This window comes from Thermoleptolyngbya sp. C42_A2020_037 (assembly GCF_015272455.1).
Lineage (GTDB): Bacteria > Cyanobacteriota > Cyanobacteriia > Elainellales > Elainellaceae > Thermoleptolyngbya.
The window spans coordinates 77,919-104,502 of record NZ_JACYLP010000025.1 but is presented as its reverse complement, the minus strand read 5'-3'; the positions used below and the strand labels follow the sequence as shown (position 1 = coordinate 104,502).

Annotated in this window: 19 protein-coding genes; 9 read left to right on the top strand and 10 right to left on the bottom strand. The window is 58.4% G+C overall.

Annotated features, from left to right (window positions below; genetic code table 11):
- The first annotated feature begins 292 nt into the window (after positions 1 to 292).
- Positions 293 to 2,155, top strand: coding sequence for a transglycosylase domain-containing protein (locus IGS16_RS07670; protein WP_367185754.1), 1,863 nt, complete (start codon positions 293 to 295; stop codon positions 2,153 to 2,155).
- Positions 2,156 to 2,184: 29 nt separating this feature from the next.
- On the opposite strand, the gene IGS16_RS07665 is transcribed toward IGS16_RS07670, so the two are convergent.
- On the bottom strand, positions 2,185 to 3,777 hold the full coding sequence (locus IGS16_RS07665) for a type II CAAX endopeptidase family protein (protein WP_297084733.1): 1,593 nt from the start codon (positions 3,775 to 3,777) through the stop codon (positions 2,185 to 2,187).
- Positions 3,778 to 4,256: 479 nt separating this feature from the next.
- Here IGS16_RS07665 and IGS16_RS07660 point away from each other — a divergent pair, with 479 nt between their 5' ends.
- Together IGS16_RS07660 and IGS16_RS07655 are read left to right on the top strand one after the other, a co-directional pair.
- The gene (locus IGS16_RS07660) at positions 4,257 to 5,579 is read left to right on the top strand and encodes a histidine phosphatase family protein (RefSeq protein ID WP_297084731.1); all 1,323 of its coding nucleotides are present in this window, start codon (positions 4,257 to 4,259) and stop codon (positions 5,577 to 5,579) included.
- 7 nt (positions 5,580 to 5,586) lie between these two features.
- A complete protein-coding gene (locus IGS16_RS07655; protein ID WP_297084729.1) occupies positions 5,587 to 6,864 on the top strand; it encodes a dihydroorotase in 1,278 nt (425 codons plus the stop codon).
- A 17-nt stretch (positions 6,865 to 6,881) separates the two neighbouring features.
- On the opposite strand, the gene IGS16_RS07650 is transcribed toward IGS16_RS07655, so the two are convergent.
- From IGS16_RS07650 to IGS16_RS07635, 4 genes are all read right to left on the bottom strand, one after another.
- Positions 6,882 to 8,219 (bottom strand): OB-fold nucleic acid binding domain-containing protein, encoded by a 1,338-nt coding sequence (locus IGS16_RS07650; protein ID WP_297084728.1) that lies wholly within the window; start codon positions 8,217 to 8,219, stop codon positions 6,882 to 6,884.
- A 111-nt stretch (positions 8,220 to 8,330) separates the two neighbouring features.
- Positions 8,331 to 8,990, bottom strand: a complete 660-nt coding sequence (locus IGS16_RS07645) for a Uma2 family endonuclease (RefSeq protein WP_068511968.1) — start codon at positions 8,988 to 8,990, stop codon at positions 8,331 to 8,333.
- A gap of 40 nt (positions 8,991 to 9,030) precedes the next feature.
- Positions 9,031 to 11,652, bottom strand: a complete 2,622-nt coding sequence (locus tag IGS16_RS07640) for a DNA polymerase III subunit alpha (protein WP_297084725.1) — start codon at positions 11,650 to 11,652, stop codon at positions 9,031 to 9,033.
- Positions 11,653 to 11,928: 276 nt separating this feature from the next.
- Positions 11,929 to 12,609 carry a hypothetical protein gene (locus IGS16_RS07635; protein WP_297084723.1) on the bottom strand — a complete coding sequence of 227 codons (681 nt, stop codon included), beginning with the start codon at positions 12,607 to 12,609 and terminating at the stop codon, positions 11,929 to 11,931.
- 284 nt (positions 12,610 to 12,893) lie between these two features.
- Between IGS16_RS07635 and IGS16_RS07630 the strand changes: the two genes are divergently transcribed.
- Complete coding sequence (locus IGS16_RS07630) at positions 12,894 to 13,391, top strand: DUF4112 domain-containing protein (RefSeq protein WP_297084721.1); 498 nt, start codon at positions 12,894 to 12,896, stop codon at positions 13,389 to 13,391.
- Positions 13,392 to 13,480: 89 nt separating this feature from the next.
- The gene (locus IGS16_RS07625) at positions 13,481 to 14,545 is read left to right on the top strand and encodes a hypothetical protein (protein ID WP_297084719.1); all 1,065 of its coding nucleotides are present in this window, start codon (positions 13,481 to 13,483) and stop codon (positions 14,543 to 14,545) included.
- 42 nt (positions 14,546 to 14,587) lie between these two features.
- On the opposite strand, the gene IGS16_RS07620 is transcribed toward IGS16_RS07625, so the two are convergent.
- Positions 14,588 to 16,060: a sulfotransferase family 2 domain-containing protein gene (locus IGS16_RS07620; RefSeq protein WP_297084717.1), complete on the bottom strand. Its 1,473-nt coding sequence runs from the start codon at positions 16,058 to 16,060 to the stop codon at positions 14,588 to 14,590.
- A 458-nt stretch (positions 16,061 to 16,518) separates the two neighbouring features.
- Here IGS16_RS07620 and glyS point away from each other — a divergent pair, with 458 nt between their 5' ends.
- From glyS to IGS16_RS07600, 4 genes are all read left to right on the top strand, one after another.
- A complete protein-coding gene (glyS, locus tag IGS16_RS07615; RefSeq protein ID WP_297084715.1) occupies positions 16,519 to 18,663 on the top strand; it encodes a glycine--tRNA ligase subunit beta in 2,145 nt (714 codons plus the stop codon).
- 461 nt (positions 18,664 to 19,124) lie between these two features.
- The gene (locus IGS16_RS07610) at positions 19,125 to 19,718 is read left to right on the top strand and encodes an HpsJ family protein (protein WP_297084713.1); all 594 of its coding nucleotides are present in this window, start codon (positions 19,125 to 19,127) and stop codon (positions 19,716 to 19,718) included.
- Positions 19,719 to 19,738: 20 nt separating this feature from the next.
- Positions 19,739 to 20,689 (top strand): cyanoexosortase C, encoded by a 951-nt coding sequence (crtC, locus tag IGS16_RS07605; RefSeq protein ID WP_297084711.1) that lies wholly within the window; start codon positions 19,739 to 19,741, stop codon positions 20,687 to 20,689.
- Positions 20,690 to 21,271: 582 nt separating this feature from the next.
- Complete coding sequence (locus IGS16_RS07600; RefSeq protein ID WP_084782687.1) at positions 21,272 to 21,448, top strand: DUF4278 domain-containing protein; 177 nt, start codon at positions 21,272 to 21,274, stop codon at positions 21,446 to 21,448.
- A gap of 171 nt (positions 21,449 to 21,619) precedes the next feature.
- On the opposite strand, the gene IGS16_RS07595 is transcribed toward IGS16_RS07600, so the two are convergent.
- The 4 genes from IGS16_RS07595 to mnmG all read right to left on the bottom strand — a co-directional run bounded on the left by IGS16_RS07595 (position 21,620) and on the right by mnmG (position 26,418).
- Positions 21,620 to 22,849: a glycosyltransferase gene (locus tag IGS16_RS07595; RefSeq protein ID WP_297084709.1), complete on the bottom strand. Its 1,230-nt coding sequence runs from the start codon at positions 22,847 to 22,849 to the stop codon at positions 21,620 to 21,622.
- Between the two features lie 374 nt (positions 22,850 to 23,223).
- Positions 23,224 to 23,751 carry a GNAT family N-acetyltransferase gene (locus IGS16_RS07590; protein ID WP_297084707.1) on the bottom strand — a complete coding sequence of 176 codons (528 nt, stop codon included), beginning with the start codon at positions 23,749 to 23,751 and terminating at the stop codon, positions 23,224 to 23,226.
- 15 nt (positions 23,752 to 23,766) lie between these two features.
- Positions 23,767 to 24,360 carry a tRNA isopentenyl-2-thiomethyl-A-37 hydroxylase MiaE gene (locus IGS16_RS07585; protein WP_297084705.1) on the bottom strand — a complete coding sequence of 198 codons (594 nt, stop codon included), beginning with the start codon at positions 24,358 to 24,360 and terminating at the stop codon, positions 23,767 to 23,769.
- 144 nt (positions 24,361 to 24,504) lie between these two features.
- Positions 24,505 to 26,418 carry a tRNA uridine-5-carboxymethylaminomethyl(34) synthesis enzyme MnmG gene (gene mnmG, locus IGS16_RS07580; protein WP_297084704.1) on the bottom strand — a complete coding sequence of 638 codons (1,914 nt, stop codon included), beginning with the start codon at positions 26,416 to 26,418 and terminating at the stop codon, positions 24,505 to 24,507.
- Positions 26,419 to 26,584 lie beyond the last annotated feature (166 nt).

The following is a 26,584-nucleotide window of genomic DNA, read 5'->3' as shown; positions in this document are numbered from 1 at the left end:
ACCCGCACATCGCCACTTTTACTACTCAGATGAAGGTTCATAAGTTTCATAAGTTTCCTTGGTTTTGCCAGTGATATCGGGGCTATCCCTGCGGTGATGCACCCCCACTGCACTCTCAACCCTTCTGTCCTGTAGCCTTTTCTGACTGAATCCCCAATCCTTTCCTGCCGTGTCGTCTAATACTGCCCGTCAAAAGAAGCCCCACAAGAAAGCATCTGCTAAGTCGCGTGCTGCCGACGCCGCCAATGCGCCTCGGGTCGAGAGCTATGTTCAGACCAGCAGTCTTGCCCCCATCTACAAGTTTGTGCAGGCCGTTGGTAAGGTCACGGCTGGAACGCTGCTGGGCACCACGATGCTGACCAGTTCCGTCATCGCGGGGGGGCTGGTGGGGCTGGCCATTAGCTTCCGCAACCTGCCCGATGTTCGAGTGCTGCGGAACTATATCCCTGCTGAGACGAGCTACGTATACGACGTGAAGGGGGTGCTGCTCGACAGCATCCACGACGAGTTCAATCGAGAAGTGGTGGATTTGGATGAGGTGTCGCCGCACCTGAAGCGGGCAGTGCTGGCGATCGAAGACAGCTACTTCTATCAGCACCACGGCATTAACCCCACCAGCGTCGGGCGGGCGCTGCTCAGCAACCTGGAAGAAGGGCGCACGGTGGAAGGCGGCTCGACGGTGACGATGCAGTTGATTAAGAACCTGTTTCTCACGCCAGAGCGATCGCTCAGCCGCAAAATCGCTGAAGCCGTCCTGGCCCTTCGGCTAGAGCAGATTTTCACCAAGCCCCAAATCCTGGAAATGTACCTGAACCAGGTCTATTGGGGACACAACAACTACGGCGCACAGACCGCCGCCCAAAGTTATTTCCGCAAGCCCGCCTCGCAGCTAAATTTGGCAGAGGCCGCCATGATGGCCGGGCTGATCCAAGCTCCAGAAGAATACAGTCCCTTTGTGGATTACCAACTGGCTAAGCGTCGTCAGGCGGTCGTGCTGAACCGGATGCTGGAGCTAAAGTGGATCACACCCCAGGAAGCCGCCGCCGCCAAGCAGCAGCCGATTATCCTGGGCGATATTACCTCGTTCACTACCAGCCGCTCGCCCTACATCACCGAAGCCGTGGAGCAGGAACTCCAGACGCGGTTTGGGCGCGATGCGGTGCTGAAAGGCGGAATGCGGGTGCAAACCACCATCGACCTGAATATGCAAAATATGGCCGAGCAGGTGGTTCGGGAAGGACACCGCAGCCTGCGTCGCCAGGGCGTTCGGGCAGACCAGATGGCGCTGGTGGCGGTAGATCCGCGCACCCATTTCGTGAAGGCAATGGTCGGCGGCGTAGACTACCAGACCAGCCAATTCAACCGAGCAATCCAGGCGCTGCGCCAGCCAGGGTCTGCCTTCAAGCCGTTTGTGTATTACGCGGCGCTGGCTTCGGGTAAATACACGCCAGAGTCTACTGTCATGGATACGCCCGTTAGCTATCCCGACGGTTATGAGACCTACCGCCCGCAGAACTATGGCGGCGGCTTCTATGGAGCCATGAGCTTCCGGGCGGCGCTGGAGCAGTCGCGCAATATCCCCGCTGTGAAGCTGGGTCAAGAAGTGGGGATTAACCGCGTGATCGAGGTCTGCCGCACGCTGGGCATCAAGAGTCCTATCGAGCCGGTGGTATCGCTGCCCTTGGGGTCGGTGGATTTGACCCCACTGGAAATGGCGGGTTCCTATGCCACCTTTGCTAGCGGCGGCTGGCAGTCGGACACGACCTTTATCGTCCGCGTGACGGACAGCACCGGGCGCGTGCTGCTGGACAACACTCCCCGCCCGCAACTGGTGCTAGATCCCTGGGCGGTTGCTTCCCTTAACGACATCATGCAGGGCGTAATTACTCGCGGAACGGCGCAGGGGGCAGATATCGGTCGCCCGGCGGCAGGCAAGACGGGCACGACTTCTGCGGAACGAGATATCTGGTTTGTGGGCTATGTGCCTCAGCTTTCGGTGGCCGTGTGGGTGGGCAACGACAACTATAGCCCCGTCGGACAGGGCGCAACGGGGGGGCGCTATGTCGCTCCGATTTGGCGAAACTTTATGCTGCGGGCGCTGAAGGATGTGCCTGTGGAGAACTTCCAGCCGCCGTCAGCGTTTATCCGACCGTAGGGCTGCGAGTTTTGAACAAGTTGCTGGCTCTATAGCCGTGCCCCGCTCCCCAGCACAAATAGCCCAATCATGGTGATGGCGTTCCACAGGCTGTGCAGCAGGATGGGAGCCAGCAGGTTGCGCGATCGCGTATAGACCATTCCCAACACTGCCCCCAGCGTGGTCAGCGGGATCACCTCCGATAGGCTGAGGTGGGCCACGGCAAATAGCAGGCTGCTAAGGGCGATCGCCCCCCACACCGGCATATACCGCGTCAGCGACGGCAGCAGAAACCCGCGAAACAGCGTCTCTTCAAAAATCGGCGCGGCCACCGCAGCGGTGAACAGGAACAGCCCCAGCGACACCGCATCGCCTTCTTCTAGCACGATCTGCAAGAGCGGATTGCTGCCGCCCTGCCCCTGCCAGATTTGCTGATTCACCAGCGACACGCCAATCATCAGCGGCAGCGCCACCAGATAGCCGCCCAGACCCCACAGGGGCCAGCGGCCCGCCACGCGATATTGAAACCAGTCCTTGGGTAGGGGAATCCACTTGCGGATCGACCAGTACAGCACCGCCAGCCCCGACCCTGCCATCAGCAGGTAATAGGTGAAGGCATAGACGGCCTTTGCCCGTGGCCCAAACGCCGTCAGGACTGGACTCAGCACCCCGACAATCAGCGGTGCCACCACCTGCCCCGCCATGAAAAAACCGACAATCAGCACTTGCCAGATGATTTCCCAGTCCCAGGGCACGTCCCACGGTACCTCGCCATTTAGCGCCAGGATCGACTGTTTGCCTTGGGTCAGCCGCTGGGCGACCAGAAAAACCAGTAGCCCTGCCCCGGCGATCGCCCCTAGCACGGGCACTGTGCCCACCAGCGCCAGCTTGACGAGGGTTCCCTGGGCGATCGCGGCCTCCTCTGCCCGCAGCGCGTTCAGCGCCTCAGTGCGCTGCTGCAAGCTATAGAGTCGATCCAACGCCGTATAGCGAAACCAGCCCTCTAGCCCCTTCTGAAGCTGCATTTCGGCATCGGGCACAATGCGAGGCGGCTCGTTCCAGAGGCCCGTCAGGGTTCTGGCGGTGTCCGCTGCGGGGCTGCCTGCTGCGGAGTTGTCTGCTGCGGTGCTCTCGGCCAGTTTTCCCCAGGTTTGCTGGGCAGCGGTCAAATCGCCCTGCTCCGCCTGCAAAATGCCAATGCTCAAGTCCAACTGATCGAGGAGCGATCGCTGCTGCTGGAGCGCAGTAGTCAGGCGGGTTGCTTGCGAATCGACCGTGCGCGACGGAATCGGGCGCGCGGACGCAGCGGGCGGCGGGCCAGAGTCTCCCAGCGCCGCCGGATCAACCGTCGCCAGCCGCTTTTCCAGCTTCGCCAGATCGGCCTCTGCTGCCTTCCGAACGGCTTGATACTGCTCCAGCGCCGTCTTCAGCGGAGACTCTCCTAGCAGCGCCTTTTGCAAGGCCGCCCCGTCTACCTCTCCCGTGATTTCGGTGGCCGCCGTGGCGTGCAGCAGCAAGTTGGTCTGATAAAGCTGTAAACGGTTCGTAATTTGCGGTTCTTGAAAACTACTCCAGAGCGAACCGCCGACCAAAATTGCCACAAACAGCGTCAACACGCTGAGAATCAGTCGTTTGAGGGTCATGCCTTTTGGGAAGAAGGGTTAGAGATTTGGAGAAGAGATAACAGGTTTGGGGCTATGCGCCAGGTCAACAGACGATTAACGTTGAGAGATTTACTGAGGGATTTGATGTTGGGAGTAGAACACTGACAACGGGACTCAATCCTGCTGCTTCGAGTGACAAGTGGAGTGACGAACGTTCAGCCATCGTGCAGGGTTACCCCGGCATTATCTCACTGTTCCCCAGTCGCAGCAGTGATGACCGGGCGAATTCCCTCGCTCGATAGATCCCCTGGAAATCCCCTGGTCAGAGCAACAGGTGTGGCAGGATGGGGTGTCATGCAGGGCGATCGCCCCCAGATTTTCCCTGGATTTCGTCCCAGATTCCCCCCAGATTCGGAGAACGAACGGGGTAGAATGCTTCTATTTGAAAGCAACCCTCTGCACCCTGTACACCCCTTTCATACACGGAGGACACAGCCCTGGCTACTCGCGTCATCCTGGTGCGCCACGGCATCAGCACCTACAACACCCTGCGCCGCATCCAGGGACATTTTGACGAGTCTACACTGACCGACGAAGGGCGGGAGGCGGCCCGGCTAACGGGGCTGGCGCTGCGCGGGCTGCCCTTTGCCGCGATCTACGCCAGTCCGCTCCAGCGGGCGCGGGAAACGGCCGAAATTCTCACGACCCAGCTAGACAATCCGCCCGCCCTGCAACTGCGGGACAACCTCAAGGAAATCAACATGGTGGAGTGGGAAGGGCTGCCCTTTGACGAGGTGAAGGAGCGATTTCCAGAGTCCTATCGCCACTGGCAACAGGAACCAGAAAAGCTGAAGATGCGGCTTCTAACACCAGAAGGGGAGCAGGAATTTTTCCCGGTGGTGGACTTGTACCGTCAGGCAGCGCAGTTTTGGCGCGACACACTGCCGCAGCACGCAGGCGAAACGATTTTGCTCGTTGCCCACAGCGGCATCAACCGGGCGCTAATTGGCACGGCGGTCGGTCTGGGGCCAGCGGACTATCATGCGCTGAATCAAGCCAACTGCGCCATCAGCGTGCTGAATTTTGCGGGCGGCTTTGGCGAACCCGTGCAGTTGGAATCGTTGAATCTGGTCGATCACCTGGGCAAGCCCCTGCCGGACGTGCGCGGCAACCATCGCGGCCCGCGAATGCTGCTGGTGCGCCACGGCGAAACCGATTGGAACCGCGAAAAGCGCTTTCAGGGGCAAATCGACGTGCCGCTGAATGAAAATGGGCGCGTCCAGGGCGAAAAAGCCGCCTTTTTCCTAAAAGACATCCCCATCGATCGCGCCATCACCAGCCCCATGCTGCGCCCCAAGGAAACGGCGGAACTGATTCTGCAATTTCACCCCGATGTTGCCCTGGAGACGGACGATCGCCTCAAGGAAATCAGCCACGGTCTGTGGGAAGGCAAGCTGGAGGAGGAAATTCAGGAAGCCTATGCCGATGAACTGGCCGCCTGGAAGGTGACACCCGAAACAGTTCAGATGCCCGCTGGGGAGAATTTGCAACAGGTATGGGAGCGGGCGATCGCCGCCTGGAATGAAATCGTCGCCAGCGCACCGAGCAATCGCCCCATTACCATCCTCGTCGTTGCCCACGATGCGGTCAACAAAGCCATCCTTAGCGGTCTGATGGGCTGGGGTCCAGAAAAGTTCTGGGTATTCAAGCAGGGCAACGGCGCAGTCACGGTAATCGACTATCCCCACGGCCCAACAGGGCGGCCCATGCTGCAATCGCTCAACATTACCACCCACCTGGGCAGCGGCGTGCTAGACAAGACGGCTGCTGGAGCGCTGTAGAGGGGCTATGGCGAGTGAACTGTTCCGCCAGGTCAGGCTGCTCGATCCGATGGCAGAGACGGATCGGGTGGTGGATGTGTGGCTCGAGTCGGACGGCGTGCGGGCGATTGCCGACGATGTGGAGCCGCCCAGCGCTGACGTGGCGGTGACGGATGCTTCGGGGCTAGTGCTGGGCCCGGCGCTGGTGGATCTCTACAGCCATTCTGGGGAACCGGGCTACGAATCGCGGGAAACGCTGGACTCACTGCACCGGGCGGCACGGGCGGGTGGCTTTGGGCGGGTGCTGCTGCTGCCCGACACCGATCCGGCAATCGCCACGCCTGCCGATGTGGAGTGGATACGGCAGCACGCCCCAGCCGGGCCGCCCCGTTTGCAACCCTGGGCCGCCCTGACGCTCGATGCCAAAGGTGAGCAGATGGCGGAACTGGGCGAACTGGCGACCACAGACATTGCGGGCTTTGCCGACGGGCGACCCATCCGCCAGTGGGGACTCTTGCGGCGATCGCTCGAATATGCCCAGGCGCTGAACCGACCGATCGCCCTCTGGTGCTGCGACGAAACCCTGCGGGGCAACGGCGTAATGCGCGACGGCCCCGACGCGATTCGGTTTGGGCTGCCCGGTGCGCCAGCGATCGCCGAAACCGCGCCTCTGGCGGCCCTGCTGGAATGCGTTGCCCAGATCGGCACACCCGTCCACCTGATGCGCGTCTCCACGGCTCGCAGCGTGGCGCTAATTGCCCAGGCCAAGGCCAGCGGACTGCCGATCACCGCCAGCACCCCCTGGCATCACCTGCTGCTGAATACGCAAGCCGTCGGTCGCTATGACCCAAACCTGCGCCTGGAGCCGCCGCTGGGTACGCCAGACGATCAGGCGGCGCTGATCGAAGCAGTGCGCGATGGGGTAATCGAGGCGATCGCCATCGACCACAGCCCCTACACCTACGAAGAAAAAACCGTCCCCTTTGCCGAAGCACCACCGGGGGCGATCGGGCTGGAACTGGCGCTGCCCTTGCTCTGGCAGCAGTTGGTGGAGCCAGGACAGTTGCCCGCACTGACGCTGTGGCGGGCGCTGAGTACGAATCCGCTGCGGTGTTTGGGAGAGGAGTTGAGGGCGATTCCCGTCGGGATCGATTTGCAAAGCGCCCCTGACACGCCTACCCCCCTGACGCTCTTCGACCCGCGCCCGCTGTGGAAAGTCACCCACCAAACGCTGCAATCTCGCTCGGCAAACACACCCTGGCTGGGGCAAGAGATTCAGGGACAAGTGGTAAAGGTTTTCTTCTGACCCAGTGCGTTCGTGTTTTAAGAAGCACTGGTCAACACTGTTGAGCGGGCGCGGAATCCGGCTCGGTTCAGCGCAGCTACAGCGGCCTGATAATCCTGCACGCGAAACTGGTTGCCCAGCCTCACGAGTTCGCGCCGATGGGCCCCGGCCACGATCGCCACGACGGGCGTTTTGCACTGGTCTTCGTCGCCCCGGTTTTTGAGAATGACCTCGCGCAGGGTGTTTTGCTGCACAATGTCGCCTGCAATCTGTGCGTCTAGTTCCACCATCACCAACTGAACGTCTTCCACAGGTTCGGCATCCTCGACAATCAGTTGGCTGCGCTCGTCGCGCTTGTCTACTTTGCCCCAGATCATCAGCCGCGCATCCTGCACGATCAGGCTGCCAATGCGCTCATAGGTGCGCGGAAAGACGACCGCTTCGGAGTGCCCCGTCAGATCTTCAAGCTGGATGATGGCCATGCGATCGCCCTTTTTCGTCACCACAGGCTTCACGCCCGTCAGCATGGCGATCGCGCTAATGCTCGTCCCTTCTGGCTGCTCTTCCAGGCTGCTCAGGTTAATCGGAGCCAGAATTCGCGCCGCTTCTCGAATATTCTTCAGCGGGTGATCCGATACGTAGAAGCCCAGTAGTTCTTTTTCAAGCTTGAGCCGTTCCTGCTGCGGAAAGTCTTCTACGGTCGGAGATTTGGGAGCCGCCTCAAAGCTCCCCGGCGCTTCGCTGACGCTGCCCATCATATCGAATAGGTTGCCTTGCCCAATTGCCCGATCCTTCGCCCGCGACTGCGCCCACTCCAGCACCAAATCCAGATCATTCATCAACTGCCGCCGATTCGTCTCGATGCAGTCCATCGCCCCACACTGGATCAGCGCCTCCAGCGCTCGACGGTTTACCGTGCGCGGGTCGATGCGGCTACACAGATCGCCCAGCGACTTGAACGGCCCATCCGCCTCTCGCGCCTGCAAAATGTTGTCGATCGCCCCTGCGCCCACGTTTCGCACTGCCGACAGCCCAAACAAAATGCTGCGCTCCAGCGGCGTAAAGTCCACGCCTGATCGATTAATGTCCGGCGGCTCCACGGTGATGCCCATCATCGTGCAGGAGGAAATATACTTCTGCACTTTGTCCTGGTCGTCGCTGTTGGCCGTCAGCAGCGCCGCCATGTATTCCACGGGGTAATTGGCTTTTAGGTACGCCGTCTGGAACGTGACGTAGCCATAGGCCGTCGAGTGCGACTTGTTGAAGCAATTGGAGGCGATCAGGCTATTTTGCAGCACAAAATTGTGATCGCGTTCGACGCCGATATCGTAAACCCATTGGGTGCCTAATGATTTGCGGCTGATAATTCTAACCATCTTAGCGATCGCCCCTTGCTATCTTGTGAGTCAAATTCTTGAGTCAAATTCTTGAGTCAAATTCTGTCAAACTGCGTTTCAAACGCTATATTCCCTCGAATATCTCGAATATTAAGAGGACTCGCGCATCTGGTGTATCCAGCTTCTTAAGGCACGACTCGCTTCGACTTCATCACAACTTGCCTGCTGCAAAAAGTCATAGAGTTTTTCTTTTGGCACTGTGGGAAACGTGGGACTATTTTCTACTTCTACATAGACTTGTGCCTGGAGTTGATAAATCTTCAAAACTTGACCGTTAAAGCGCCAAAACTCTGGTACACCAATGCTGGCATAGAGGCGATTCTTATCAATATCGGTGTGCGTGATATCGACTTCTACCACTAAATCTGGTGGGGGATCTTGCTCAAAATTAATCCGTCGTCCGGTCACCCGCCCCTGGTTTTGAATGTAGTAAGCATTATCCGGTTCGGCGCTGCGCGCTTGGTTGGGATACTCCAGCGTTGTTGAGCCAATGGACTTAATTTTTAAGCCGAATTCTTCTACCAAAATCCGGATGAACAACCCAATCCACTCTGCAAAACTCTCGTGTTCTTCCAGGGGCATAGTTAGCTCTAACGTGCCGTGGTCGTAGGTCAGCCGGGGCGATCGCCGCTCTCCCAGGGCCTGTTGAATCTGCTGATAGCCCTGCCAGTTGAGCTGGTGAATCGTGACGCGCCGCTCTCCAGAGAGCGCCGATCGCGGGACTGAGAATTGGGGAGCAGTGCTAACCATTTCAGGACTCACCAGGGTAAAGGTTTGGGGAGATCATTGCTCAAACTCTCGAACCAGCAGGCACAGGGACGGTAACTCGTTTTAGCGCCAGATTTTTCTCGAAAATTTCGTCAATGGGGCGCATTTCGCCGTCTTCTGTCATGAACTTGTGATCGGGGGTGGCGCGGAGGGTGGAGCCGTCTTCCAGGGTGTATTCAAAGACCTCTTGCAGCCCGCGCTGGTGCCACTGGGCGATCGCCTGCGTATAGACAAACCCATTCGCATCGACGCTGAATACAGTGCAGGGAAGCTGGCGTTCTACGACTTCACCAATGGCGATCGCCCCATACTCCACGGTCAGAATCTGAGTGTCGTAGCTCAGGCAATACTCGGCAAACTTCACCATCTGGTCAAACAGTTCCGCCGCCACCTTCTTGGGCACGCCGTTCTTCTCTGCGCCTTCGGTGAAGATGCTCTGGTGCTTCTCCATCTCCTCCTTCTTCTTTTTGCCCATCGCCCGCCGCAGCAGGTCGGCTTGCCCCAGCGAATAGCCCCCCATGTCCTGAGCAATTTTCATGATCTGCTCCTGGTAGACCATGATGCCGTAGGTTTCATTCAGGATAGTGGTGAGCAGCTCATGCTCGTATTCGATCCGTTCGCGGCCGTGCTTGCGGTTGATGAACTTGGGAATCAGCCCTGCATCCAGCGGTCCGGGTCGATACAGCGCCAGCACCGAGGAAATATCCTCCAGGCCCGACGGCTTTAGGTCGCGCACGATCTGCCGCATCCCAGAGGATTCCAGTTGGAAGATGCCCTCCAGTTCGCCCCGCGCCAGCAGTTGATAAGTCGCCGGATCGTCCATCGGCAAATTGTCCAGATCAATCTGAATGCCGTGGGTCTTGCCGATCAAATCAACGGCCTTTTGGATCATCGTCAGGTTCTTTAGCCCCAGGAAGTCCATCTTTAGCAGGCCCAGCAGTTCGATGTCTTCCATCGGGTATTGCGTCGTCACGCCGCCTTCCTTGCTGCGTTCCAGTGGCACCACTTCGTCCAGCGGTTCTGCCGAAATCACCACACCTGCTGCATGAACACCGGTTGATTTGTTGGTGCCCTCAATCCGCATGGCCATGTCGATCCAGCGACGGTAGGTGACGGGCGGGTCGCTGCCGGGAACCACGGCATCGCTATCGTATTTCTCCTTGAATTCCGGCGTGGGCGTTTCGTCGGAAATCATCACCTTCAGCTTGGTGGGCTTGCCGCGCACGACGGGAATCATCTTCGCCATCTTGTCGGACTCGCCGTAGGGAATATCCAGCACCCGCGCCACGTCTTTTAGCACGGCTTTGGAGGTCATGCGGTTGTAGGTGATGATTTGTGCCACCCGGTCGGTGCCGTACTTTTCGGTGACGTACTGAATCACCTCGCCCCGACGTTCGATGCAGAAGTCTGTGTCGATATCGGGCATAGACTTGCGCTCCGGGTTCAGGAACCGCTCGAACAGCAAGCCGTGATGCACTGGATCGATATTGGTGATGCCCAGGGAGTAGGCCACCAGCGACCCCGCCGCCGAGCCGCGCCCTGGGCCCACGGGAATGCCATGATCTCGTGCAAACTTGATGTAGTCCCACACCACCAGAAAGTAGCCGTCGAAGCCCATCTGGTGCATCATTTGCAGCTCGTATTCCAGTCGCTCCTGATAGTCTGGGGGGACTTCACGGTAGGTGGCGACCTGGAGGCGCTTGGCTAGCCCAGATCGGGAGGTTTCTTCGAGGTAAGTGGCAGGCGTGTAGCCGTCGGGCACGGGGTAGTTGGGAATGCGCGGTTCACCCAGGATTTTGTAGCCCTCGACCTTTTCGGCCACTTCGAGGGTGGTGGCGATCGCCTCTTCCACCACATCCGGCGGCAGGTGATCGCGGAACAAAAGCCGCATCTCATCGGCGGATTTCAAATACTCCGTGCCCGTGTAGCGCAGCCGCTTCTCTTCCACGATGGATTTGCCCGTTTGGATGCAGAGCAGCGCGTCGTGGGCTTCCACGTCGTAGCAGGAGATATAGTGCGAATCGTTGGTGCAGACCAGCTTGATGTCTAGCTCGCGGGCAATGCGGACGATTTCGGGGTTGACGATGCGCTCTTCTTGCAGCCCGTGGTCTTGAATTTCCAGATAGTAATCGTCGCCAAACACGTCCTTATACCATTGGGCAACGCGCCGCGCCACATCCGGCCGGCCCTGCATAATCGCCTGGGGCACTTCGCCGCCGAGACAGGCGCTAGTGACGATCAGCCCGTCTTTGTACTGCTCTAGCAGTTCCTTGTTGACACAAGGGCGCGAGAAAATGCCCTTGCCTTGCACGCCCTGGAGGTGAGAAATGGTGGTCAGCTTGACGAGATTCTTGTAGCCCTGCGTGTTTTTGGCAAGAACGACCTGGTGATAGCGGGGGCGACGCTCCTGCTTGGTGATGTCGCCGTTGATCACGTACATCTCGTTGCCGATGATGGGCTTGACGGCGTTGTCGCGCTTCTTGCACACCTTGAGGATCTCGATCGCGCCGTACATGACGCCGTGATCCGTAATGGCGATCGCTGGCATTCCTAGCTCGATCGCCCGGTCGATGAGCTGGTCAAGCTGACTCGCGCCGTCTAGCAGGCTATAGTCGCTGTGAATATGCAGACCGACAAAGGACATAACTCAAACCGCAAACAGGGCTGAGCATCAGATTAACACCATCCCTGGATTTTGAAGCGCAATTCTTGTAACGGAAACTCTAGATGTGGAGTCTGTCGATCAAGAAGTGGATAGCGCCAAACCCGTTTCTACATGGCAGTTGCGAGAGATTTTATAGTACTAAGGTATCAAATTTCGACGGGGTTTTCGCGTAAACATGCTCTCGATTTTCCCCCTCTCCGCCGCCAGGGATTTGGGATTAGGATGCGACTGATGCTCCTTTCGCACTGCCTACGTCTAAGTCAATTGAGCGTCGTAGCCGATTTCGACAATGCGATTCCTGGAAGGATCGCTCTGCAAATCGCCCTCTAGCTTGAACCACAGCGCTGCCGCATACTCATCGGGTACACCATAGAACAGCAGGGTGTAGCCCTCTTCTTCGCGGATGCCGTCTGGCGGGCCATAGGTCTGGAGCAGGGTTTGGTGCGAGTCGCCGATGCGAATGCCGGCCCGCGTTGCCAGGTCGGGATTGCGCGTTCTAAAAGAAAAAACCTCAAACGTGCTGCCGTCCAGGCTTTCTAGCAGCTTGATCGTGGTATCCGGAGCATAGCCCAAGATTCGCACCATGCCGCAGCAGGCCCAGTCTTCATCCACCTGGTTCAGGGGTTCCCCAAACCGCTGTCGGACGGCTGACTCTGGAGCCTGGAGCGGAATGCCTGCGATCGCCATTTGCTCAATGGGCAGGGGGGTGCCGAGGGCCTGGGCGACAGGAGCAGGCGGTTCGTTGGGTGCAGGACTGGGAGACGTGCCCCTTGATCCATCTCTCGCATCGGTCTGAGGTTCAGCCTGGGGAACCGGGGCCGACGGGGCAACCCCAGACGTTGGGCTAACCGAGGCTTGTGGCTGCACAGAGGAGCAGCCCACCGAGAGCATCGTGGCGATCGCCAAACTGCCGAAAATTGCTTGAATAGGATGCATGATCATGGGCCTCAACCGCAGTGCTTTAGAGATAGACTTCAGGAACAATAGGGTGACTTCTACACAGTGACTTCTACACAGTGACTTCTACACCCCAGACGACTCATTTCCCGGCTATGTCATCGTCACCAGAGTTCTCGCCATAAGAGTCCTCGCCATAAGAGTCCTCACGAGAATAGTCCCCACGCTAGTCCTTCCCAGCGATCGCCCCCGGTGCCTATACCCGCCCAGCTTGTTTGAGAGAGACCCTACCGGGGCGATCGCGCCTTTAAACCAAGTTCTGTATGTCACGCCAGCGAGACTCTCGCGCCCTTGCCGATGCCAGCGCCCTCCAGCGCATTCGCACCCTGGCCTATCTGCTGGATAACGCGATTCCCATCCCCGGAACGCGCTATCGCATCGGGCTAGACCCGATCATGGGACTGATTCCGGGGGGCGGCGACGTGGTGGGGCTATTTTTGTCAGCCTATCTGGTACTGGAGTGTCTGCGGTTTCGCCTGCCCACGGAAACGCTGTTCCGCATGGTGGGAAACCTCGCCCTAGACAGTATTTTGGGGCTGCTGCCAGGGATGGGCGATTTTTTTGATGCGGTGTGGAAAAGCAACGCCCGCAACCTGGCCCTGCTGGAGGCGCACCTGGCCAACCCCGCCCAGAGTGAGGCAGCCGATCGCCAAACAGTGGCGCTCATCGCGATTGCCGTTGTTGCCATTGTGGGCGGTATTTCGCTGCTGATGGCCTCGCTGCTGAGGGCGCTGCTGGCCGCACTGACGGCCGTGGGCTAGACAAAGCTTTTGGCGGGTCTTCTGAAAAGTTGCTGGAAACCTGCCATAATAATCCAGCCCCTCCAAACTGCTCCCGCCAAACGCTAGATATGGTTGCCGCACCCTATATTTCTGACCTCACGTCCACCACCCCTGAGGTTGATCTGACCTTTCAGCTTCCCGACCCAGAGGATGAGCAGATTTCTGACTACGAGTTTCAGCAGCAGATCGAGGCGGCGTGGCAGGTGTGCGATCGCTTCGATTTGCAGACCGACATCTGGCGCGGGCGCATCTTGAAGACCGTGCGCGATCGCGAAAAGCGCGTTGGCAACGCAGGCGGCGCTGGCTTCTTGCGCTGGCTGGCAGATCAAGAAATCAGCAAAAGCCATGCCTATAACCTGATGGAACTGGCCGACAGCGCCGACCTGCTGCTGCAAGAAGGGCTGCTGGAGCCGCAAGACGTGAGCCAGTTCAGCAAACGCGCCTTTATCGAAACGGCCCAGGCCGCGCCGGAGGTGCAGCAGATGGTGAGCGAGGCCGCGCATCGGGGCGATCGCATCACGCGGCGAGAGGTGCGGCAACTGGCGGACGAGTGGACTGCTGTCACCTCCGACCTGCTGCCCATCGAGGTGAAGGAAAAAGCCGCCGACCACACCCTGCCGACGCGCTATCTGGCTCCGCTGGTGCGCGAAATGGAGAAACTCCCCGAAGCGCACCAGGTTCACCTACGGGACGAAGTAGCAGAGAATCCCGACATCGACACCGTGAAGCAGGTCACCGCCGAGGCCCGCTTTCTGGCGAAATACCTCAACGCGGCAACCCAGGTACAGACGCTTAACCGTGACGGGCTAGATTTAGAGAGCGCTCTGGAAGAAGCGATGCGAATCGGCTGCCTGAACAGCACCGCCGACCTCGTAAACCAGGCGGCCCAACTCGAACAGGCAATCGCCAAGCTTTACACCACCTGGCGGCGCATCGTCAGCCTGTCGGAGCGGGTCTACCTCGACAGCGGCAGCAGCACCCCAAACTTGCGATCGCTCCTGGCGTATCTAACTCCGCTCTCCGGCGAAATTTTGGAACTGCAACTGGGCGACCCGGCCAGCGGCACTTCCCGCCGCATCCGCCTCAAGGTCATGGCTGAAGAGGAGGGCGACCCCGCTGGAGAGTGGGATTAGCAGGCTTTTAGCGTCACCCAGAACCCTGCCCCTCAGACCTTATTACCAGATCCGCCAGCGGCGAATGGGTTCCAGCGTCAACTGCCGCAGGGCAAAACCGACGAGCCGATCGTCTGCCGAGGCGGGGTTGTTTGCATTCAGCGGCAGCGTGTGGCTGAGGCGGAAGGTGAAGCGGACAAAAGGATGGGAACTGCGGAGGGCGATTCCCGAAGGGAAAGTGCGCTGCACCGCTTGCGCGAACGCTTCGCGAATTGCCGGAATCGTGCCCGTCAGCACGCCACCATTGCCCTGGCGCGATTGAACATGCAGCAAAACCGACTGCTGGTTCACCGTCAGTTCCAGGCTATCGAGAACATCGGGGGCGATCGCCTGCTCGATTTCCAGCGTCAGTCGCACATCGGCCTTGCCCGTCAGCGGCCCCGCCAGCGGCAAGTCCAGCACCGACACCGGCCCCGGCCCAGACCAGCGCGTGGTCTCCTGCGGCGAAATGCCGTTAAAGCGACCGTTGCGCCGATGCCAGCCTTCGCCAGAGAGCGGCTGTCGAAAGTCGTAAACGAACCGCTGGCGGGAGAGTCCGGAGAACGTTTCTGGCGGATGCGTCGCCGCATAGTGGCGGGCGTAGTGTTGCTGGAGCGCGGTTTGTACGGCGGTCGGGTCGCTAGCATCTTGCAGGTTTTCGTGCTGGTGCAGCGCCTTGAGCATTTGCTGATATTGCGCGGCAAAGCGGGTTTTGGCGTGGTCATATAGCGCCTGGTCGAGGGCGTTGTGCTGGGCGATCGCCTCGATCACCCCTGGCGACAGACCTTCCCGCCGCGACCGATGCGTCACCACGCGCAGGTTTTGATATTCCGCCGCCGGATACCAACCAAAGCGATAGTTGAGCAACTGCACCGAGGCGTGAAACTGTTCCATCAGCCCCACCCAAGCAAAGCGATCGACACTGGCGCAGGCCGACTGGAGGCAATTCGCCAAGTAATCCCCTTGGGAATCGCCCGCCGACAGCGCCGCCTCATCCCCCTCCAAAATCGCCAACTGCCGCGTCTGAAAATTGCTCGTCCGCTGCTGCACAATGGGGTCGGGATGCAGCACAAAGCCCAACAGGTCGTGTTCCGCCGCCGCCCGCATCAGCACTTCGTATTCCGGCGTTTCCGCAGTGCCGCGCTGAGCCGCCCGCCGAAAAAATTCATACAGCGAGATCACCCGATCCACCGGGTCGCGCAGCACGGTGATGTAGACCGGGCGCGTTAGAAATTGCCGAATCAAATTGTGGCTAAAGTGCCCCCGGATAAAGCGATAGCGGGTCAACAACTGCCGCAACTCGGCGGGCGATCGCCCCTGAGCTGCCGGGTCGAGCGCGGGCAACTGATACGGCCCCGGCGCAATCTGGCGCACGTCGAACTGGGCATCGGCGATCGCCGTCAGGGTAGACCCCGCCGTTTTGGGAATATGAATGTAGCAAAGCTGGTCGGTCGCCGCCAGCGGGCAATACAGCGTCGAGAGAGTCGAGTCGTCCATGCCGCTATTATCAACCGCTGCTGCTATTTTGGATTGGCGATTTTGGATTGGCGATTGATTTTACAGCATTTTCTTGCCTCGTGAGGCACATGCTGCCCTCTCGAGGCAAGGGCTTATTGACCATCCGTGTACCTCACTAGCTTCAAAAACGCTGTAGATTGCCAGTATGCGTCTGTAAGGACTCCAGCAATTTCCTTCGACCGCTCGTAGTGGTGACTTCAGTCGCCCTATTCACCGTTCGTAGTGGTGACTTCTTGTAGTGGTGACTTCAGTCGCCCCATTCACGGCTTCTCGGAGGCAGACTGGGCATAAACTTGCAGACCTTCTTGCCCCCGCGTCCCCCATCTCTCGATGAGGCATCGATCGTTCCGTCCCCGGCCCTGCGATACACTGTTGAAGTTGAGAACCGTTAGGACTAGCAAGGCGCACGGAGCCGCCGGGTTTGGAGAATCGCATCTATGGCGACGTTTTTATTGGAAGTGGGGACGGAAGAACTGCCCGCCGGGTTTGTGGCGAGCGCGATCGCCCAGTGGCAGACGAAAATTCCCGCCAGCCTCAGTGAGCATTTTCTAAATCCCTCAGCGGTGAATGTCTACGGCACGCCGCGCCGTTTGGCAGTGGTGATCGAGGGCTTGCCAGAGCGACAGCCTGATCGGGTCGAAGAGGCCAAGGGCCCGTCGGTGCAGGCGGCGTTTAAGGACGGGCAGCCGACCAAAGCAGCAGAGGGCTTTGCGCGATCGCGCGGCGTGTCGGTCGCAGATTTTGAAATTCGCAAAACCGACAAGGGCGAGTTTGTCTTCGTGCAGCAGACGGTTCCTGGCCGCCCCACAACCGACGTGCTGAAGGAACTCGTGCCCGACTGGATTTTTAAGCTAGAAGGCAAGCGGTTTATGCGCTGGGGCGACGGCGAGCAGCGGTTTTCTCGCCCGATTCGCTGGCTGGTGGCGCTGTGGGATGAGGCCGTGCTGCCGCTGACGCTGGTGAATGGCAGCGAAACCGTGACGAGCGATCGCCTTTCGCAGGGACACCGCATCTTGCACCCCGATCCCGTCAAGATTCCCAGCGCCGCGCTCTACGTCACCACGCTGCGGAAGGCATTCATCGAAGTAGACCCGGACGAGCGTCGTCAGGTGATTCAAGAGCAAACCGTGGCTGCTGCCAAGCGGGTCGGCGGGGTTGCTGCCGTTAACCCCAGCCTGCTGGATGAAGTGGTGGATCTGGTGGAATATCCCACCGCCGTCGTCGGTCAGTTTGACCCGGAGTTTCTGGAGGTGCCCGCCGAGGTGCTGGTAATGGAGATGGAGAGCCACCAGCGCTATTTTCCGGTGCGAAAGTCCGAAAGCTCCCTGGAACTCCTGCCCTACTTCATCACGATTTCCAACGGCGACCCCGCCAAGTCAGACATCATCGCCGAAGGCAACGGGCGCGTGATTCGGGCGCGGCTGTCAGATGGGCGCTATTTCTTTGAGAGCGATCGCAAGCAGCCGCTAGAGAGCTATCTGCCCAAGCTGGAAACCGTCACGTTTCAAGAAGCGCTAGGTTCCATGCGGGCCAAGGGCGATCGCCTCGTTAGCATTGCCGAGCGGCTGTGCGACCAGCTCCAGATCGCGGGCACGGCGAAAAATCATGTCCTGCGGGCGGCGCTGCTGTGCAAGGCGGATCTGGTGACGCAGATGGTGGGCGAGTTTCCAGAACTCCAGGGCGTGATGGGCGAAAAGTATGCCCGCGCCAGTGGGGAGCCGGAGGCCGTAGCCGTGGCGATCGCCGAACATTACCTGCCCAAGGGCGCATCCGACTCGCTGCCGCAAACCCAGACGGGGCAGGTGGTGGGCTTGGCCGATCGGATCGATACGCTAGTGGGCATTTTCAGCCTGGGCATGATTCCCAGCGGCTCCTCCGACCCCTTTGCCCTGCGTCGCGCCGCCAACGCCATTGTCCACATCGCCTGGGGCGCAAACCTGCCGCTAAATCTGGATCGGCTGCTCCAGGACGTGATTGCCGACTATCCCACAGGCACGGTCAAGGATGCCGCCGCGCTGCATCATCAACTCCGCGGCTTTTTCCTGACGCGGATTCGCACACTGCTTCAGGAAGACCAGGGCATTGACTACGATCTGGTGAACGCCGTCGTGGGCGAAAATGACGCTGAATACGGCGATCGCGCGTTGCAGGATGTGCTAGATGTGCGCGATCGCGCCCTGTTCCTCCAGTCCATTCGCAACAACAAAACCCTGGACGCGATTTATGAAACGGTAAATCGCTCGGCGCGGCTGGCTAAGCAGGGCGATCTGGACACTGCTGCGCTTGATCCCAAGCCGCTGATTGACCCGAAGCAGTTCGAGAAGTCTTCGGAGCAGGCATTTTACGACGCGCTGATTCAGCTGGTGCCCGAAACGCAAGCCGCCAAAGCCGAGCGCAATTACCAAAAACTAATCGATGCGCTGGCGAAAGCTGCGCCCGTGGTCAGCCGCTTTTTTGATGGCGAAGACAGCGTGCTGGTGATGGCGGATGACCCGGCCGTGCGCCGAAATCGGCTTAACCTGCTGGGGCTATTGCGAAACCATGCGCGGGTGCTGGCCGACTTTGGGGCGATTGTGAAGTAAGCAAAGCCCCTGAAACCTATCACGGTTTACGCCCATTCGATTCCCCAAACCCTTTTGAAAGTGGGCTTTTCGGAATTCTCCCCTGGTTAAAGGGGCGAGGGGGATCAGGCTCGAAACGCTTCAGCCCATCTGTTCTAAACAGTCTGGTATTGCGCCTGGTAGCCTGGGCGCTACGTAGCCTCTCTCCTCTGTATGTAAAGCCTTCATAAAGCCCGTGCAAAGTACGGAAGAAGTTGTGCTGGCATTACCCGGACGACTGTTTTCTGTCCCGGACGACCGTTTTCTGTCAATGAAAGAAGGAGTGGAATGCGATCGCCCGGTCGAAACGCTTCCGTTTCAATCGCCATGCTGTGAATTCACGACTGTCGTGCTTTCAGCCTTAAAGTTTCACAATTCCGCAGCTTCACATCATTCATTCCACAGTTTCAAAATCTCACAATTTCACGCTAGGTGGTGTGCATATGGTTAGCGTGCCGGGTCAGTCGATGGCCAATCCGCAGGTGGCAAAAGGACTTTGCCGAATCGTCGGGTTTACCTGCATAGCGGGTTTTTTGCTAGATATGAGCGCGATCGCCCTGCCGTTTGGGGCAGGCGAGGCGTGGCGGATTGGCGTATTGCAACAACTGGGCGATCGCAGCATTGTCTTCTTGTTTGGCATTGCCCTACTGCTATACGGCTTTTGGGAAGAGCGATCGCAGCGCAAGCCGCTGGCCTATATCGCGCTGGCCGTTGGTGTACTTTTTCAAATTTGCTGCTTGGTGGTCATCCGCGATGGACTGGTCTTGCAGCAGGCAACCGTGGAAAACATCAGCACTCGCGCTGCCGAAATTCAGACCCAAATTGAGCAAAGCCGCAATCGGGAGTTGCCGCCCAACGTCACCCCAGAGCAGCTTGAGCAGGCCGCCCGCCAAGTCCAGGCCCAGGCAGACTCCCTCAAGCAAAACGCCAAAACGGGCATCACCAAATCCAGCATCGCCAGTGTCGGCAATTTGGTGATTGTGGGGCTGGGGCTGATTGGTCTGGGACGAGTCGGAATGCGATCGCGCCGAAGCTAAATGCTGCTGAATAAAACTTCATGAGCCAAACCAAAAGTCGTAAAAAGCAGCGCCCCATCATTCTCCAGCGTATTCAGTCCAGCATTCGCAATACAATCTTGCCGCTGCTCAAAGACGCAGTGAAAACCTGGCACGGGCGGCTGGTGCTGGCGGGGCTGACGGTCGGGCTATGCTACCTGACGGCGTGGCTACCGGGCTTGATGACTCGCGCCGCGCAAGGGTCAGCAGGTTTGCCGCTCCTCTCGGTCATGGTGTTTTTGGGCTTGCGGCAACTCTGGAAGCGGCGCGATCAGCTTGCCCAAATGTACGCTTCTGAAGAGGATCAGTTTCTCGGACACCTGCTGATTGGTTGCAGCGTCCTGCTGTTTCCCTTTTGTCGATTCGACATTTGGCCACAGTCTATCCTCTGGCTGCTGGCTCTGGCGGGCATTGCCTGTAGCACCTGGGGAGTCAGCTTCTTCTGGCGCTATCCAGTTGCCGTAGGAATGCTGGCGCTTACAGCCTACCCAAAACCCGGCGTAATGGCGCGACTGGTCTGGACAGCGCTCACGCCGCCAGAGTTTTTGGAACGCATCATGGCACAGGCAGGGGCCACAGCGCTGCGAGTCATTGGGCACCCGGCGATCGCCGACGGCAGCATCGTCGCACTTCCCCAGGGCGCAGTGGAGGTCGATTGGGGCTGCAACGGGTTTAGCATGGCATCTACAATGGCCGCTGCTGGGCTGATCATGGGCTTATTTCTAAAGCAGACCTGGCCCAAGGTGCTGGGCATGATGGCGATCGGCGCTGTGCTGGCGCTCATCTTCAACGTACCGCGCATCATGCTGCTGACCATCGCCTCGGTCTATTGGGGCGATGCCGCCTTCAAGTTTTGGCATGGGCACTGGGGCGGACAGCTATTTTCTAGCGTGCTGTTTACGTTCTACTACTACGCAGCGATGGCCCTAGCAAACCGCCGTCGGCCAACTTGAGCCACTGCCCGGTTCAAGCAGCCTCCCTTTAAAGCAGCCTACCCTTTAAAGAGGGCACTGACAGACTTGAGACAGCAAACTTACTGCCCTCATCCCCCAACTCCTTCTCCCAAGTGGGGAGAAGGAGAGCTAGATATGGGGTTGAAGTCCCTCTCCCGCTCTGGGAGAGGGATTTAGGGTGAGGGCTGCAATTGCTGCGTGAAGTAGATTAGTGCCTTAAAGAGGCTCTAAACAGGCGCGGATCGTGGCTCTACGGCGCAAAAACGATTCGCGCCATTCTGTTATGTCAGGTCGTTCATGTCAGGTTGTTCGTAGGATTCGCAAGACAGGAATGGCTTGAATTGTTAAGGTTTACGACTATCCTGTGGGTCGGCATTGACAGAACCTCGAAAAACGGTAACAATGAATACAGAATTAATTCAATGCCTGATTTGCAGCACTAATTTGCCGCTCTGAAACAGCGCTAGCCGTGTGTTGGAGAGTGCGCTACAACGTTTAATCTGCAACCCTCCGGTGACCGAATTAGTCAAATCGGGTCATTCGATTACCAGCAATTCTTTTTGAGTGTCTTGAGAGGTCACTATGCAACTTCATTATCGTGGTGCGACCTATGAACCCGCCAACAACGCCGTTGAAGGGTGGGAAGGCGAGGTCATTGGCAAGTATCGGGGTGTCCCCGTCCGCCAGCATCAGTTTCGGAATGTTCCCAACCAGCCCATCGATCTGCGTTTGAAGTATCGCGGCGCTTGGGTCAAGTAGCGCTAGGCTTTTTCCGTTTGGCAAGTTTGGATTAGCAACTGTGGCGAAACCAAGGCACCCTCCGGGGTGCTTTTTTTGTGGCACTTTTTATGGCACTGTTTGTTGTGCTTGTTGTTGTTGTACTTATTGTTGTACCTCAGAACTGTGCTTGCCCTCATCCCTTTGCCTGTTTTAGGTTGCGGCCAGTTCTTGCAATAATTCCACATGCTTGGGCAATAGGATACTTTGAGAGTAGCGTTCGACGATCGTTTGACGTGCAGCGTCTCGGATGTGCTGCATGTCTTTTCTGTGTTCGAGTGCATCACAAATGCGATCGCCAATTTGTTCTATCGCAAAGAAATCGACCAGTAGCCCATTCACCCCGTCTTGCATCATTTCGCGGACAGGCGGCGTGTCGGACGCGACGATCAGACAGCCCGATGCCATTGCTTCCATAAAAGACCACGACAGCACAAAGGGGCGAGTCAGATAAACATGCACCGACGATGCCCGCAGCACCAGTTTATACAGCCCGTAAGGTAAGTTGCCGACGAAATGCACCCGCGACAAATCCAGTGGCACTTGCTTTAGCATGTAGTCCTTAAAACTATTGCCTTCGGGGGCGGCAGGGCCGTAGGCAATGCGGTCGGCGGCGACAATCACCACATGAGCCTTTGGGCGGCGCTCTAGCACCAGCCCCAACGCCTGCATAAACTGCGGGAACCCCCGGTAGGCATCCATACCGCGAGAGACGTAGGTGATGATCTCTTCCTCTTCGGACAGATCTAGAAGCGTCTCGCCTCGTTCATTGACGAGCAGCATTTTTTGCGCTGGGTCGGGGAAGAAGTAGTCTGTATCTACGCCATCGTGGAGGACAGAAATTTTGGAGTGAAATTCTGGCGGAAACTGGTCGCGCTGCCAGAGCGTTGGAGCCAAGCCGCGATCGCAGCTATAGAGGTCAACCAGCATTGGCGCATTGCCCGCACGAATCCGCAGCACATCATCTGGGGTCATAGGAAAGGCGGGGTCAAAGTCGGCATCGCTGCCATGCGCCTGCCCAAACCATTCGCAATAGGCCAGATAGCCCGCATCGGGAAATGCATCTTTAATAAACATGCCCACGCCCCAGCCCGAATGGGCGCTGACCACATCCGGCACAAAGCCTGACGCTTTGAGTTGCTCTGCCAACCGATACACCGCTTGTCCGTGCAAAACAGCGCTTTCGTAATTGCGGACGTAATGGTGGATATTGGGCGTTGGCTCTCGCGAGGGGGCAAAGTTGACCTTGTGGACTCCGGCAAGCTGCACGTTTTCCGTGTGCTTGGTGCCAAAGACGACCGTGTTATTGGGGTCAGCGGCTAGGAGTTGCGACAGGTGCAAGTATTGCGCCGGAAAGTTGTTGTGCAAAAAGAGGACGCGCATCTGGGTGCTTTTGGGGCTGAAGGCAGAGGTCTAGTTCTGAATGAGTCACTGCAATTTTGGCATATCTGCCCCCCAACCCTGGCGTTTTGTTCTCTTGGGTCTTGTATCAGTTCTTGATTTTGGATTCGCTCTCGATTTTGGATTTGCGCTTTGGATAGCCAGTCGAGCATGTGCGGAGCTTTCAGTAATCTCGTTCTTAGCCCCAGATTATAGGAGGGTTGGCTGAGCAATCCAAAGTCGCCTATCTACGTAAAATCCAAGCTCGGCTTTAGTGCTATGTCATAGCTAGAACTTAGGTTGGTAGTAAGCGCTTTAGCGCTGAAGCGCTCACTACGAGCCAAGGCATCACCCTAAAACTAAACCATGACACTGCACTAGGGATAGATCCGATATTCCAACACGTCCAGCATTCGCCCGCTCAGGTTCATCTGCGTATACTCGCCCACGATGCGCCCGCCCAGGTGTTCGGCTAGCTTGCGACTGGCGAGGTTGCGCCGATCGACGGGATAGCGTAGACATTCATAGTCCAGATGCTCGTCTGCCCAGGCTTTGAGGCGGGCGATCGCCTCTTTCCCAAAGCCCTGGCCTTGGGCCGCCTCCTTCAGCCAGATGCCCAACTCTGGCGTGGGGGTTTGGATTTGAGTCATGCCGCACAGTCCCAGAAACTCTGCGGTTTCTCGTCGCCGGATGGTGAGGTGCAGATCTGTACCACTGGTATTTTGCTTGACCGCATGGCTGAGAAACTCGTCGGTTTCGCTAATCTCTTGGGGGGGCTTGGGATACATAAAGGTGGCGATCGCCGCAGTAAACTCCTGAAACACTGCCAAACGGTCATCCCGCGACACGGGTTCCAGCCACAGCCGCGCTGTCTCCAGCCGTTCCCCACTATTCCACCACCCCATTTTCCCAGCACTCCCCTAGCTGTGGATTCGCGGCTCTGGATGCAGCGTCGCTAGTAGCGCACTTTCGACCTCTGCTAGTTCTGCCAGCCGTTGGTTCACGGTGTCTGGGTCAAAATAGGTTGCCGCCAGCGTCCAATACGCGCCATAGTGCCGCGCCTCCGAAGCCATTAGCCCGCGATAAAACTGCGCTAATTCTGCATCGGGGCAGTGTTGGGCCAATAGCCCCAGCCGCTCGTGGCTGCGAGCCTCGATCAGCGCCGACACTAGCAGCGAATCTAGCATTCGGTGTGGCTCTTGGCGGCGAATTTGGCTGGATAGGCCCGCGCCGTAGGGGGGAGCCGATAGGGGAGCCAGGGCCACGCCGCGCCGATCAAGCCACTGGTTCACCAGTTCAAAATGCTCCAATTCTTCCTGGGCGATCGCCGTCAGGCTCCGCACCAGCTTGGCACTAGAGGGATAGCGAAACATCAGGTTCAGCGCTACGCCCGCCGCCTTGCGCTCGCAGTGGGAATGGTCGAGCAGGATGGTGTCGAGATGGGCGATCGCCTGCTCGACCCAAGCGACCGAAGTCGGCTCCTTGAGAAACTTAATGGTCTTAACAGCCTGCATAGATTCCGTGAAACACTAACAAGAACGCTGCGTGACAGGGTGTTGGAATGACCCAATGAGGAGAAGGCAGCAAGCCAGGGCCAAGCCCTCTTCGTTCTTCCCTCTTCGTTCTTCCCTCTTCGCTCTTCGTTCTTCGTTCTTTCCTCATCCTCCCACCGCCTCCACTCGGCGCGATCGCAGTTCCAGATACAGCAGCAGCGCGTTCACATCAGCCGGATTCACGCCGCCAATCCGCGCCGCCTGCCCAATCGTCAGCGGGCGCACCTGCGACAGTTTTTCGCGAGATTCTTTGGAAAGCGTGTCGATGCTGTGATAATCCAGATCCGGCGGCAGGGGCCGGTTTGCCTGCCGAGCAATCTGGTCGATCTGGTTTTGCTGCCGCTGCAAATAGCCAGAATACTTAATATCAATCTCTGCGCCCTCCCGTTCGGCACGACTGAGGTCGGGATTGCCCAAGCCGTAGCGCTCCAAATTCCCATAGTGGAAACCGGGTCGGCGCAATAGATCCGCCAGCGTGATGGAGCCTTTGATGGCCTGCTGCGTGTCAGCATAGATTTGCTGGCCCAAATCGTCGTGTTCCTTGATGCGGGTAGCGTGCAGCCGCTCTTTTTCGGCAGTGATGTGCGCCTGCTTGCGGGTGAACAAGTCCCAGCGGCGATCGTCGATCAGCCCAATTTCTCGGCCCAAGGGTGTGAGGCGCTGATCGGCATTGTCCGATCGCAGCACCAGCCGATACTCCGAGCGCGAGGTCAGCATCCGATACGGTTCCCGCAGATCTTTGGTACACAGGTCGTCGATCAGCGTACCAAGGTAGCTCTGCTCACGCGGGAAGATCAGCATGGCTTCGCTGCGACAGAATCGAGCTGCGTTAATGCCTGCCACCAGTCCTTGGGCCGCGGCTTCCTCATACCCGGTCGTGCCGTTCACCTGACCCGCACAAAACAGCCCTTCGACTTTTTTGGTCATCAGCGTGGGATAGCACTGGGTGGCAGGCAGATAGTCGTATTCCACCGCATAGGCGGGACGCAGCATGGCGCAGTTTTCCAAACCGGGGAGCGATCGCAACATTTGGATTTGCAGCGCCTCTGGCAGCCCGGTAGAAAAACCCTGGATATAAAGTTCAGGAATATCGCGCCCTTCGGGTTCAATGAAAATCTGGTGCGATTCCTTGTCGGCAAAGCGCACGATTTTGTCTTCAATGCTGGGGCAATAGCGCGGCCCCTTCGCATCCACCCAGCCGCCATAGACGGGCGACAGATGCAGATTTTCGCGAATGAGTCGATGGGTTTCTGCGGTGGTGCGCGTCAGATAGCAGCACAGTTGCTCCCGCTCAACCCACACCTCCGGGTCGAAGCTGAACCAGCGCACATCGTCATCACCGGGCTGCGGCTCCAGTCGAGAATAATCCACTGAGCGCCGATCCACTCGCGCCGGAGTTCCGGTTTTCAGCCGCCCGGTTTCAAAGCCAAGGCGATTCAGCGTGTCGGTCAGCCCTGTGGCGGCAAACTCGCCTGCCCGTCCGGCTGGCATGGATTTGTTCCCCACCCAGATGATGCCGCCCAAAAACGTGCCCGTCGTCAGCACCACCGCTTTGCAGGCAAAGGCCACGCCAAAGTAGGTTTGCACGCCGACAACTTCCTCGTTTTTGCCCAGGATCAAATCCGTCACCATGCCCTCGCGCAGGGTCAGGTTTTCCTGATTTTCTACAATGCCGCGCATGACGGCTGCGTATTCCCGCTTATCGGTCTGCGCTCGCAGCGCCCACACCGCCGGCCCGCGCGATACATTTAGCACGCGCTTTTGCAGATAGGTTCGATCGGCCATTTTGCCAATTTCGCCGCCAAGGGCATCGACTTCATGGGTCAGTTGCGACTTGGCCGGGCCGCCCACGGCTGGGTTGCAGGGTTGCCAGCCAATTTTGTCCAGGTTCAGCGTGAGCAGCAGCGTCCGACAGCCGAGCCGGGCCGCCGCCAGCGCCGCCTCGCAGCCAGCATGGCCTGCACCCACAACCACGACATCAAACGCATCTTGAAAATCGACCAAGCTCTGAAGATCCACGGCAAGATTGAACAGATTACGTCAAGCGGAGATTGCACGACAAGAATTTGCAGCGCAGGGGATGGAATGGCGAACGGGCAGTAGAAAGCTTCAAACGTAAAGTTCCAAACCCAGCGTTGCTCCACTCTCGATCCTACAGCGATTCTCCAGCGTGTGCAGGGGTTTA